Origin of the sequence: Lactococcus sp. S47 (genome assembly GCF_016517475.1) — a bacterium.
Classification (GTDB): domain Bacteria; phylum Bacillota; class Bacilli; order Lactobacillales; family Streptococcaceae; genus Lactococcus; species Lactococcus lactis.
In genome coordinates this window covers 40866-52352 of record NZ_JACVUB010000002.1, presented here as the reverse complement: position 1 = coordinate 52352, position 11487 = coordinate 40866, and the positions used below count along the sequence as shown (strand labels likewise).

Annotated in this window: 10 protein-coding genes; 8 read left to right on the top strand and 2 right to left on the bottom strand. The window is 36.3% G+C overall.

The features are described from left to right. Nucleotides 1-179: 179 nt before the first annotated feature. From cdaA to glmM, 3 genes are read left to right on the top strand one after another with little or no spacing between them, the layout of a single operon-like run. On the top strand, nt 180-1058 hold the full coding sequence (cdaA, locus tag IAE52_RS02710; RefSeq protein WP_003131542.1) for a diadenylate cyclase CdaA: 879 nt from the start codon (nt 180-182) through the stop codon (nt 1056-1058). Next, nucleotides 1048-2007 carry a YbbR-like domain-containing protein gene (locus IAE52_RS02705; RefSeq protein WP_012897245.1) on the top strand — a complete coding sequence of 320 codons (960 nt, stop codon included), beginning with the start codon at nt 1048-1050 and terminating at the stop codon, nt 2005-2007. Before cdaA ends, IAE52_RS02705 begins: the two co-directional genes overlap by 11 nt. 45 nt (nt 2008-2052) lie before the next feature. Then, the gene (gene glmM, locus IAE52_RS02700; protein ID WP_003131539.1) at nt 2053-3411 is read left to right on the top strand and encodes a phosphoglucosamine mutase; all 1359 of its coding nucleotides are present in this window, start codon (nt 2053-2055) and stop codon (nt 3409-3411) included. Between the two features lie 76 nt (nt 3412-3487). Here glmM and treR read toward each other — a convergent pair whose 3' ends face one another. Continuing rightward, nucleotides 3488-4204 carry a trehalose operon repressor gene (gene treR / locus IAE52_RS02695; protein WP_021466934.1) on the bottom strand — a complete coding sequence of 239 codons (717 nt, stop codon included), beginning with the start codon at nt 4202-4204 and terminating at the stop codon, nt 3488-3490. 110 nt (nt 4205-4314) lie between these two features. Here treR and IAE52_RS02690 point away from each other — a divergent pair, with 110 nt between their 5' ends. The 4 genes from IAE52_RS02690 (at nt 4315) to pgmB (ending at nt 9690) form a co-directional block, all read left to right on the top strand. Further along, nucleotides 4315-4800 (top strand): PTS glucose transporter subunit IIA, encoded by a 486-nt coding sequence (locus tag IAE52_RS02690; RefSeq protein WP_015425865.1) that lies wholly within the window; start codon nt 4315-4317, stop codon nt 4798-4800. 136 nt (nt 4801-4936) lie between these two features. Continuing rightward, nucleotides 4937-6502: a PTS transporter subunit EIIC gene (locus tag IAE52_RS02685; protein ID WP_025016545.1), complete on the top strand. Its 1566-nt coding sequence runs from the start codon at nt 4937-4939 to the stop codon at nt 6500-6502. Between the two features lie 67 nt (nt 6503-6569). Beyond that, nucleotides 6570-8879 carry a glycoside hydrolase family 65 protein gene (locus IAE52_RS02680; protein ID WP_200136660.1) on the top strand — a complete coding sequence of 770 codons (2310 nt, stop codon included), beginning with the start codon at nt 6570-6572 and terminating at the stop codon, nt 8877-8879. A gap of 145 nt (nt 8880-9024) precedes the next feature. Continuing rightward, complete coding sequence (gene pgmB / locus IAE52_RS02675) at nt 9025-9690, top strand: beta-phosphoglucomutase (protein WP_058203366.1); 666 nt, start codon at nt 9025-9027, stop codon at nt 9688-9690. A gap of 58 nt (nt 9691-9748) precedes the next feature. Here the strand turns inward: pgmB and IAE52_RS02670 are convergent, their stop codons facing one another. Further along, nucleotides 9749-10516 carry an alpha/beta hydrolase gene (locus IAE52_RS02670; protein WP_064973475.1) on the bottom strand — a complete coding sequence of 256 codons (768 nt, stop codon included), beginning with the start codon at nt 10514-10516 and terminating at the stop codon, nt 9749-9751. 111 nt (nt 10517-10627) lie between these two features. Between IAE52_RS02670 and IAE52_RS02665 the strand changes: the two genes are divergently transcribed. After that, nucleotides 10628-11323 (top strand): ATPase, encoded by a 696-nt coding sequence (locus IAE52_RS02665; RefSeq protein WP_017864144.1) that lies wholly within the window; start codon nt 10628-10630, stop codon nt 11321-11323. Nucleotides 11324-11487: the final 164 nt, after the last annotated feature.

The window sequence follows — 11487 nt, the reverse complement described above, 5'->3', positions numbered from 1 at the left end:
CAGAATTTTTGTCAGTAACTTTTTTATTCTCGTCAGCTAAAAACTACAGTTTTGCTAATGTAAAAATTACAGATAGATTAAGGGAATAAGAACAAGATGATAAATCTTTATTTGGGAATAAAGCAGTTCACTTAAAATTTTGGTATAATTAGACTAACAATATAAAAGGAGGGGGACTTTTGACCGACTTCAATCAATTTTTTAACCTTGAGTTTTGGCAAAAGATTTTTGAATTGAATGAATCACCTCTGCGAATTGCTATTGCAATATTAGACATTGCAATTATCAGTTTTTTCCTTTATCAAGCGATTAGGTTTGTACAAGGAACAAAATTAATGACGCTTGTTCGTGGTGTGATTATTTTCATTTTTATCAGAATTATTGCCGGACTTATTGGACTTACAACAGTTGAGTGGTTACTCAACCAAGTTATTACCTATGGGGTTATCGCCGGAGTTATCATTTTTCAGCCTGAAATTAGGCGAGCGCTTGAAAGCTTAGGAAGAACAACCACATTATTTACACCAACGAGAAAAAGTAGCCCTGATGGGCATATTTCAGCTTACGAGAAATCTTTTGCTTACATGTCTGAGCGAAAAATTGGCGCTTTGATTGCGATTGAGCAAGGGCAAAATTTAAATGAATTTGTAAGTACAGGGATTCGTTTAGATGCGGATATTACTAGCGAACTACTTATTAATATTTTCATTCCAAATACACCTTTGCACGATGGCGCGGTCATTGTTCAGGGAAACAAAATTGCTGTAACCTCTGCCTATCTTCCTTTGACCGAAAAATCGGGGATTTCAAAACAATTTGGGACTAGACACCGTGCTGCAATTGGACTTTCTGAAGTCTCAGATGCTTTAATTTTAGTGGTTTCCGAAGAAACTGGTGGAATTTCAATTGCTCACAATGGAGAATTTTTCGCGGATATTTCCAAAGAAAAATTCCATGATATTCTAGTGGCCATTTTAGTTCCTAAAGTTGAAAAAAATGAAAAAGGAACAGGGAAGAATAGAAAAAATAAAGCAGGAGGAAAGAAAAATGGCAAATAAATTTTTTAATTCCAAGACATTTTATATCCTTGCCTCTGTTTTCTTTGCGATTGTCCTTTTCTTTAATGCTAATGCAACATCCATCCGTAATCAGGGAACTAATCAGTCTGGAGAAGTTTACACAGCCACAATCAATAACGTTCCAGTAGAATTGAAATATAATTCTAATAAATATTTCGTTAGTGGTTATAACAGCACTGCGACGGTTCATCTTTCTGGATATAATCGCTTGTCTATCACTAATGAAGAAAATTCGGACACAAGAAATTTCTTTTTAAGTGTTGATTTGACCAAACTAAAAACAGGGAAATTTGATGTACCAATTCGGATTGAACAACTGCCTGGCGGAGTAACGGCAACGATTGAACCTAAAACAATGAATATCACTTTAGAAGACAAAGTGAAGAAAGAGTTTGAAGTAACACCAAAAGCTGATTCAACTCAATTGCCAGAAGGTTTTACAATTGATTCACTTTCAGTGAGTGATGAAAAGGTAAAAGTGACTGCCGGGGAAGAGAGCATCAAAAAAATTCAAGCAATTGAAGCTGCTTTACCAAATGATGTTAATTTAAATGAAAATTATTCAGGCACAGTCACTCTTCATGCCGTAGACAGCACAGGTAAAATTCTTCCAGCACAAATTGAACCTTCAACGACTCATTTAAAAGTTGTAGTAAATAAATTAACTAAAGATGTGCCGGTTAAAGTGACACAAAAAGGAACGCTTGATAAGACTTTATCATCTATTAAGACAAAAGTATCTGATAAAACAGTTACTCTTTCAGGAGAAAAAAGTGCTTTAGAAGCAATCAACGAGGTTGAAGCATCAGTGGATATCTCTGGAGTTGTAAAAGAAACGAAAGTAACTGTTCCTATACGTGCAACAGGAGTAAGTGCTGATCCACAAGAAGTTGAAGTAACATTAACACCTGTAAAAATAAGTGGATAAATTTTCAGAGTCAAATAAAAATAATAAAAATGGAGACAAGAAAAAATGGGTAAATATTTCGGAACAGACGGTGTTCGCGGGGAAGCAAATGTTGAATTAACGCCGGAGATGGCTTTTAAACTTGGTCGTTTTGGTGGCTATGTCCTTAGTCAACATGAATTAGGTACACCAAAAGTTTATGTTGGTCGCGATACACGAATTTCTGGACAAATGCTTGCGAGCAGTTTGATTTCAGGACTTTTGTCTGTTGGGATTGAAGTTTATGATTTAGGAGTCATTGCAACACCAGGTGTAGCATATTTAGTTAAAAAAGATGGTGCCTCTGCTGGGGTCATGATTTCAGCCAGCCATAATCCAGCACTTGATAATGGAATTAAATTCTTTGGTGGTGATGGTTATAAATTAGAGGATGAAAAAGAACTTGAAATTGAAGCATTGATTGACGCTGAAGAAGACACATTGCCACGTCCATCTGCTCAAGGCTTAGGAATGCTGCATGACTATATCGAAGGTGTTCGTAAATATCAAGCTTTCTTAAAAACAACAGCAGAAGGTAATTTTGAAGGCTATAAGGTTGTTCTTGATACCGCTAATGGTGCAGCTTATACTTCTGCTCGTGCCGTTTTTGCTGATTTAGAAGCGAATTTGACAGTTATTGGTGAAAATCCTGATGGACTCAATATCAATGTAAAAGTAGGCTCAACTCATCCTGAAGCGATGGCTAAAAAAGTTGTCGAAACAGGAAGTGACCTCGGACTTGCCTTTGACGGTGATGCTGACCGCCTGATTGCCGTTGATGAAAATGGAGAAATTGTTGATGGCGATAAAATTATGTTTATCGTTGGGAAATATCTTCTTGGACAAGGAAAATTGGCTCAAGATACGCTAGTAACAACTGTGATGTCTAATCTTGGATTCCATTTAGCGCTTGAAGAAGCAGGAATTAATTCAGTGATTACAGCGGTTGGTGACCGTTATGTTGTTGAAGAAATGAAGAAAAATAATTACAACTTCGGTGGTGAACAATCGGGTCATATGATTTTCCTTGATTACAATACAACAGGAGATGGTCAACTTTCAGCCATTCAATTGTTGAAAGTAATGCGTGAAACTGGCAAATCTTTATCTGAATTAGCAAGTGAAGTTACGATTTATCCACAAAAATTAGTTAATGTTCGGGTAAAAGATAATGCAGCTAAAAAATCAGCAATGGATGTGCCAGCGATTCAAAAAGTAATTTCAGAAATGGAAACTTCAATGAATGGGAAAGGTCGTATTTTAGTTCGCCCTTCAGGAACTGAACCACTCTTGCGTGTCATGGCTGAAGCGCCAACTCATGAAGAGGTCAATCATGTTGTAGATACCATTGTTGAAGTTGTTGAAGCAGAAATTGGTGTAAAATAAAGAAAAAAAGCAAGAACTGATTTTGTTCTTGCTTTTTATTATCAAGTAAAAACTCTCCTTATTGGGAGAGCTTTTTTTATCTTTTTTGTCGTCTAGCGAATTCTGTGAAACGAAAGCGGTCGACTTGATGTCGAGATTCAGTATACTGAAAAAGAGTATTATCAGCAAGATAAACATGAGATTTGACAGACACGACATGATGGTCTTTGGGGTTTAAGTCAAGGTATTTAAAGTCATCTTCGCAAGCAAAATCAATCGTGACTTCCTTTTGAGCATAGGCAATGTCAAGCCCTAAATTATCTTCTAAGTAGTCATAGGTTGAAATTTTAGCATGTTCTGGAGTTAAACCTTCGGAATATTTTTCTAAAAATAAATCCCAATCTAAAATTGAAAATTTGCCATCTACTTTGCGCCTTCTGAGAATACTTATGGCGTGTTCCCCAACGGCAAAACCAGTTGTTTCTGAAAGTTTAGGGTTAATTTCAAGTCTTTCAAAGCGAATGACCTCAGTTTCACTATGGAAACCCATAGAGGTTTGTAGTTCTTTGTATGAAGTTAAGCCAGAGATAGGGAAAAGGAGCCTATCATGAGCGAGGACAATGCTACCATAGCCATGTCGTCTTTGAATAAGCCCTTTCTCTTCTAAAATTTTTAAAGCCTGTCTGACTGTTGAACGACTGCTCTCGTAATTAACAGAGAGCTCATTTTCACTTGGAAGAATATCGTTCGTTTTATAGATATCGTTAAAAATCTTTTTTTCTAAATCTTGCAAAATCACTTCATATTTCTTCATACTTTATATTTTATCATAAAAATAATTGTTACCGCTTGCTGAAAACGTTTTTATATGATACAATGATTTTGTTAACTTGTACGTACAACTTCAAAAGATAGGAGATTCTTATGTTTGGAATAGGAAAAAAGAAAGAATTGAAAGACGATAAAGGGCTATATAATCCAGTTTCTGGAGAAGTTATTGAACTTTCAAAAGTAAACGATCCGGTATTTTCAAAGAAAATAATGGGTGATGGTTTTGCAGTTGAACCCAAAGAAAATAAAATTTTTGCTCCAGTTTCTGCAAAAGTAACTTTAGTTCAGGGACATGCAATTGGTTTTAAACGTGCTGATGGCTTAGATATTCTTTTACATCTCGGTATTGATACAGTAGCTCTTAAAGGGGCACCATTTAAAATTAAAGTTAAAGTGGATGATATTGTTAATGGTGGTGATGAGCTGGGAACTGTTGATTGGGGGCAAATTGAAGCTGCTGGTTTGGATAAGACAACAATGGTTATTTTTACAAATACTAAAGATGTCCTATCTGGCTTTGAGGTTAAATATGGTTCAGCCAATGCACGTGATGAATTAGGTCAGGCAAGTGTTAAGTAAGTAAAAATATCAACCAATAAATTTATAGCGCAAAGATGACGGGAACTTTGGATATAGATTTTGTGACTATTAAACTCGTCAATTATTATTTTATATTATGAAATGCTTCGTAGATAATGAAGCAAAAGGAGAACTTATGGCAAATTATTCACAACTTGCGACTGATATTATCGCAAATGTAGGTGGCGCTGAAAATGTCACAAAAGTTATTCATTGTATCACTCGTCTTCGTTTCACTTTAAAGGACAAGGATAAAGCCGATACAGCGGCAATTGAAGCCTTACCTGGTGTGGCAGGTGCCGTTTATAATTCAAACTTGAATCAATATCAAGTGGTTATTGGACAAGCGGTTGAGGATGTTTATGATGAAGTTGTTGAACAACTTGGTGATGCGGTAGTTGATGATGAGGCAACGGCACAAGCAGTAGCTGCAACAGCACCAGCTAATGGTAAAAAACAAAATCCGATTGTTCATGCTTTCCAAGTGGTCATTGGAACAATTACTGGGTCAATGATTCCTATTATTGGTTTACTTGCAGCTGGTGGGATGATTAATGGTTTACTTAGTATCTTTGTTAAGGGAAATCGCTTAATCGAAGTGATTGATCCTGCAAGTTCAACTTATGTCATTATTTCAACACTGGCAATGACGCCCTTTTACTTCTTACCTGTTTTGGTTGGTTTTTCAGCGGCAAAACAATTGGCACCTAAAGATACTGTTTTACAATTTATTGGTGCTGCAGTCGGCGGATTTATGATTAATCCAGGGATTACTAACTTGGTAAATGCGCATGTTGGAACGAATGCGGCAGGTAAAAATGTTGTTGTTGAAGCAGCTGCTCCTGTTGCAAATTTCCTTGGAGTAACATTTAATACAAGTTATTTTGGAATTCCAGTTGCTTTGCCAAGCTATGCTTATACAATTTTCCCAATCATTGTAGCCGTGGCAATTGCTAAACCACTGAATGCTTGGTTGAAAAAAGTTTTACCACTTGCCTTGCGTCCAATTTTCCAACCAATGATTACTTTCTTTATTACCGCATCAATTGTTTTACTTTTGGTAGGTCCAGTTATTTCTACAATTTCTTCTGGATTGTCATTTGTGATTGATCATATCTTGTCATTGAATTTAGGAATTGCAAGTATTATCGTTGGTGGTTTGTATCAATGTTTGGTTATCTTTGGATTGCACTGGTTGGTTGTTCCACTTATTTCACAAGAATTGGCGGCTACTGGAGCAAGTTCACTCAATATGATTGTTTCTTTCACAATGCTCGCTCAAGGGGTTGGTGCCTTGACTGTCTTCTTTAAATCTAAAAAAGCAGACCTCAAAGGACTTTCTGCTCCAGCAGCAATTTCAGCCTTTTGTGGGGTAACTGAACCGGCAATGTATGGGATTAATTTGAAATATGTGCGTGTCTTTATCATGTCTTCAATTGGTGCCGCGATTGGTGCAGGTGTTGCTGGATTTGGCGGATTACAAATGTTTGGGTTCTCAGGTTCTTTGATTGGTTTCCCTAACTTTATTTCTAATCCTTTGACACATCACGCTCCTGCGGGTAACTTGATGCTCTTCTGGATCGCGACTGCGGTATGTGCGGTTGCAACTTTCCTATTGGTTTGGTTCTTTGGTTATAAAGATACAGATGTAATGGGAGAAGGCGTTGAACAAAAAAATGCATTTAAAGATGCAGTTAAATAATTAATAAACTCAGTTGGAGGCAGTGCTGATAAATTCTGCTTCCTTTAGTTTTATATGAGGGGGAAAAATGACTGAAAAAGATTGGATAATCCAATATGATAAAAAAGAAGCAGGGAAACGTTCTTATGGTCAAGAATCTTTAATGTCATTGGGAAATGGTTATTTAGGGCTTCGAGGTGCGCCTTTATGGTCAACTTGTTCTGACAATCATTATCCTGGCTTGTACGTAGCTGGTGTCTTCAACCGGACGAGTACAGAAGTCGCAGGACATGATGTCATTAATGAAGATATGGTAAATTGGCCAAATCCTCAATTAATAAAAGTATATATTGATGGTGAATTGGTTGATTTTGAAGCGTCAGTTGAAAAGCAAGCTACAATTGATTTTAAAAATGCTTTGCAAATTGAACGTTATCAGGTGAAATTGGCCAAAGGAAATTTGACTTTAGTAACAACAAAGTTTGTAGATCCAATTAATTTTCATGATTTTGGTTTTGTTGGTGAAATTATTGCTGACTTCTCTTGTAAATTAAGAATTGAAACTTTTACTGATGGCTCAGTTTTAAATCAAAATGTTGAACGTTATCGGGCTTTTGATAGTAAAGAATTTGAAGTAACAAAAATTTCCAAAGGACTTTTGGTTGCTAAAACAAGAACAAGTGAAATTGAACTTGCAATTGCTTCTAAATCATTTTTGAATGGATTGGCTTTTCAAAAAATAGATTCTGAGAATGATGAGATTTTAGCAGAAGCAATCGAAATTGACTTACAAAAAAATCAAGAAGTTCAGTTTGACAAAACGATTGTCATTGCAAGTTCTTATGAAAGTAAAAATCCTGTTGAGTTTGTACTGACAGAGCTGTCAGCAACTTCTGTCAGTAAAATTCAAGAAAATAATGCGAATTATTGGGAAAAAGTTTGGTCAGATGCCGATATTGTTATCGAATCAGACCATGAAGATTTACAAAGAATGGTCAGGATGAACATTTTCCATATTCGTCAAGCGGCACAGCATGGTGCTAACCAGTTTTTAGATGCATCAGTAGGTTCACGTGGCTTGACTGGTGAAGGCTATCGGGGCCATATCTTTTGGGATGAAATTTTTGTTCTTCCTTACTATGCGGCTAATGAGCCAGAAACGGCGCGTGATTTGCTCTTGTATCGAATCAATCGATTGACCGCAGCGCAGGAAAATGCGAAGGTTGATGGAGAAAAAGGAGCTATGTTTCCTTGGCAGTCCGGCTTAATTGGTGATGAACAATCGCAATTTGTTCATTTGAACACAGTAAATAATGAATGGGAACCAGATAATAGCCGGCGTCAAAGGCATGTTAGTTTAGCCATTGTATATAATTTATGGATTTACTCACAACTGACAGAAGATGAAAGCATTTTGACTGACGGTGGTTTAGATTTAATCATTGAAACGACAAAGTTTTGGTTAAACAAAGCCGAATTAGGAGATGACGGCCGTTATCATATTGATGGGGTCATGGGACCTGATGAATATCATGAGGCCTATCCTGGGCAAGAAGGGGGAATCTGTGATAATGCCTATACTAATTTAATGCTCACTTGGCAATTAAATTGGCTGACAGAATTATCAGAAAAAGGATTTGAAATTCCTAAGGAATTACTTGAAAAAGCTCAAAAAGTTCGGAAAAAACTGTATCTAGATATTGATGAAAATGGTGTGATTGCGCAATATGCTAAATATTTTGAGCTTAAGGAAGTGGACTTTGCAGCTTATGAAGCAAAATATGGGGATATTCATCGCATTGACCGTTTGATGAAGGCCGAAGGTATTTCCCCTGACGAATATCAAGTGGCTAAACAGGCTGATACGCTGATGTTAATCTACAATTTGGGTCAGGAGCATGTGACTAAGTTGGTCAAACAATTGGCTTATGAGTTGCCCGAAAATTGGTTGAAAGTCAACCGTGATTATTATCTTGCTAGGACTGTTCACGGTTCAACGACTTCACGTCCGGTTTTTGCTGGGATTGATGTGAAATTAGGGGATTTTGATGAAGCGTTGGATTTCTTGATTACAGCAATTGGCAGTGATTATTATGATATTCAAGGGGGAACAACGGCCGAAGGGGTTCATATTGGGGTCATGGGCGAAACGCTCGAGGTGATTCAAAATGAATTTGCTGGTCTGAGTCTGCGAGATGGCCAATTTGCAATTGCTCCTTATTTACCAAAAAGCTGGACAAAATTGAAATTTAATCAAATTTTTAGAGGAACTAAAGTTGGAATTTTGATTGAAAATGGACAATTATTACTGACAGCGTCGGCGGATTTACTGACCAAAGTTTATGATGATGAGGTTCAATTAAAAGCCGGTGTACAGACTAAATTTGATTTAAAATAAATGGTTTTACTCTTAATAAAGTTTTGATACAAGGATTTACAATTATTTTTTAATAAAAAAATTACTGACAGAATTTCTGTCAGTAATTTTGGAAAGTCATTGCTTAAAAATATATTTTTAAAATGACGAGAAAGAAGGTAAAAAGATGTTTAAAGCAGTATTGTTTGATTTAGATGGTGTAATTACAGATACCGCAGAGTATCATTTTAGAGCTTGGAAAGCTTTGGCTGAAGAAATTGGCATTAATGGTGTTGACCGCCAATTTAATGAGCAATTAAAAGGGGTCTCACGAGAAGACTCGCTTCAGAAAATTCTAGATTTAGCTGATAAAAAAGTATCAGCTGAGGAATTTAAAGAACTTGCTAAGAGAAAAAATGATAACTATGTGAAAATGATTCAGGATGTGTCGCCAGCCGATGTCTATCCTGGAATTTTACAATTACTCAAAGATTTACGTTCAAATAAAATCAAAATTGCTTTAGCGTCGGCTTCTAAGAATGGTCCATTTTTATTAGAGAGAATGAATTTAACTGGATATTTTGATGCAATTGCTGATCCGGCTGAAGTTGCAGCATCAAAACCAGCACCAGATATTTTTATTGCAGCAGCACATGCAGTGGGTGTTGCCCCCTCTGAATCAATTGGGTTAGAGGATTCTCAAGCTGGAATTCAATCCATCAAAGATTCAGGGGCTTTACCAATTGGTGTAGGGCGCCCAGAAGATTTGGGAGATGATATCGTCATTGTGCCTGATACTTCACACTATACATTAGAATTTTTGAAAGAAGTTTGGCTTCAAAAGCAAAAATGATTCGTAATTAATAAATTAGATAAAACCAATAAAAAAATACCACTTTTGAGTGGTATTTTTAATTTTTGATTTGTCTTTCCAACCAATCAGAAGCCCAAGAAACCCAGCGATGCACTGACGGAAGACAATAGGCATCAGAAGGAGCGGTTGTCCGATTAGCCAAAGAGACACCATGAGGTCCAGATTCAAAAAAGTGAGCTTCAAAAGGAACTTGATGTTTTGAGAGTCGATCACAATATTTAAGGCTGTTATAGATAGGAACACCCTCATCATCAGCCGTATGCCAAATAAAGGTTGGAGGAGTTGAGGAAGTGACTTTTTCCGAAATATTATATTCTGAGATATTTTCAATTTCAAAATTAAAATGTGACAAATCACTAGGCCAACCAAAAGTGAAGGAAGTTACTGGATAGCAGAGAATAACTCCTTTTGGTCGATGAATTTGTTCAGAATTACCATACCAAGCGGCTAGATGCCCTCCGGCAGAGCAACCAAGTAAGAAAACTTGCTCAGGATTGATTTGCCATTCTTTATGATTTTGATGAATCAGAGAAAAAACAGCTTGAACTTCTTCAAGATTTTGTGATAAAAAGTTATAGTTTGTTCCTTTGTTCATCACGGTGTAATTAAGGAGAAGCACTTGATAACCTTTGGCGAGAAAAGCTAAGGCAAGAGGGTCAGATTCTCTTTGTGAAATATGTTGATAACCACCACCAGGGCAGATAATAATAGCAGGAAAAGTATAATTTTCGTTTTGACGAGGATTTTGGAGCTGATAAAAATCAACCCATGCAGTATCATTTAAAGAAAACGTTGATTTATTCATAAGTTTATTGTACCAAAAAAGGGTTGAAAGAAATATCAAAATACCTCGTTGTTTATTTATTACATTAATAAATTTTAAGTTCGTTTAAGAAAACTATCATAGAATTTGATTATGAAGAAAATTATTTATAGTATAGGTCTGATATCCTTGCTTAATTTTGGAACGATTGCTTATGGAGAAACGGCAACCGGGACTTCAGCAAGTTCAGGAGATGCAACAGCTCAAAGCTCAACAGGGACTTCAAGTACCTCAAATTCAGCAAGTTCAGCTAGCAGTAGTTCGCAAAATACAAGTTCCTCTGAAGGAACGAATTCGACAAGTCAAAATCAAACACAAACAAGTACAACTGCTCAAAATCAGACAGATAATGTTGGGCAAAATCAAACGCCTCCGGTAGTAGAAAATCGAGACAGTTCAACAGATAAAAATTCTGGCAGTCAAAAAGAAACTAAAAATTCAACCACAATTATTAATGAAACCGTCAACAATAATGCAAAAGGGAACAATATTCTTTTGATGACATTGACCAGTTTGTCAGCATCAGTCACAATCATTGGGGGAATTATTGCCTTTGTGCGTCATTTGCGTGGCCGTGGCAAGAAGAAAAATCCTGTCAGTAAGGCACAAGTTTCTAAAAATGGGAAAACTCCTTCAAATTCAATGACAGCTGAGCCATCAGTAAGTTCTAAAAAAACGCCAAATGAAGAAAAAGTACTGACAGAAACTCAGCAAATTAATATGCAGGCGGATGAATTGCTCAAAAATCATAAAAAACAACAAAAAGAATATCGTCGCAGAAGAAGATAAAAAGCCATTTAAGGTTTTTTATTTTGCCCAAATTTTTGAAAAACTGTCAGTAAAATTTACTGACAGCTTTTATTTTAAAGACTGTGATAATGAAGGAGATAAACTTTTTGAAGTGGCAACACTGGAATTTTCTAAGGTTTGACTATTTTTAGATTCATCAGTTG

What these genes read in the sequence shown, in the direction of transcription:
- IAE52_RS02705 (WP_012897245.1), top strand. Translation starts at nt 1,048, where the DNA reads ATGGCAAATAAATTTTTTAATTCCAAGACATTTTATATCCTTGCCTCT.
- glmM (WP_003131539.1), top strand. Translation starts at nt 2,053, where the DNA reads ATGGGTAAATATTTCGGAACAGACGGTGTTCGCGGGGAAGCAAATGTT.
- treR (WP_021466934.1), bottom strand. Translation starts at nt 4,204, where the DNA reads ATGAAGAAATATGAAGTGATTTTGCAAGATTTAGAAAAAAAGATTTTT.
- IAE52_RS02690 (WP_015425865.1), top strand. Translation starts at nt 4,315, where the DNA reads ATGTTTGGAATAGGAAAAAAGAAAGAATTGAAAGACGATAAAGGGCTA.
- IAE52_RS02685 (WP_025016545.1), top strand. Translation starts at nt 4,937, where the DNA reads ATGGCAAATTATTCACAACTTGCGACTGATATTATCGCAAATGTAGGT.
- IAE52_RS02680 (WP_200136660.1), top strand. Translation starts at nt 6,570, where the DNA reads ATGACTGAAAAAGATTGGATAATCCAATATGATAAAAAAGAAGCAGGG.
- pgmB (WP_058203366.1), top strand. Translation starts at nt 9,025, where the DNA reads ATGTTTAAAGCAGTATTGTTTGATTTAGATGGTGTAATTACAGATACC.
- IAE52_RS02670 (WP_064973475.1), bottom strand. Translation starts at nt 10,516, where the DNA reads ATGAATAAATCAACGTTTTCTTTAAATGATACTGCATGGGTTGATTTT.
- IAE52_RS02665 (WP_017864144.1), top strand. Translation starts at nt 10,628, where the DNA reads ATGAAGAAAATTATTTATAGTATAGGTCTGATATCCTTGCTTAATTTT.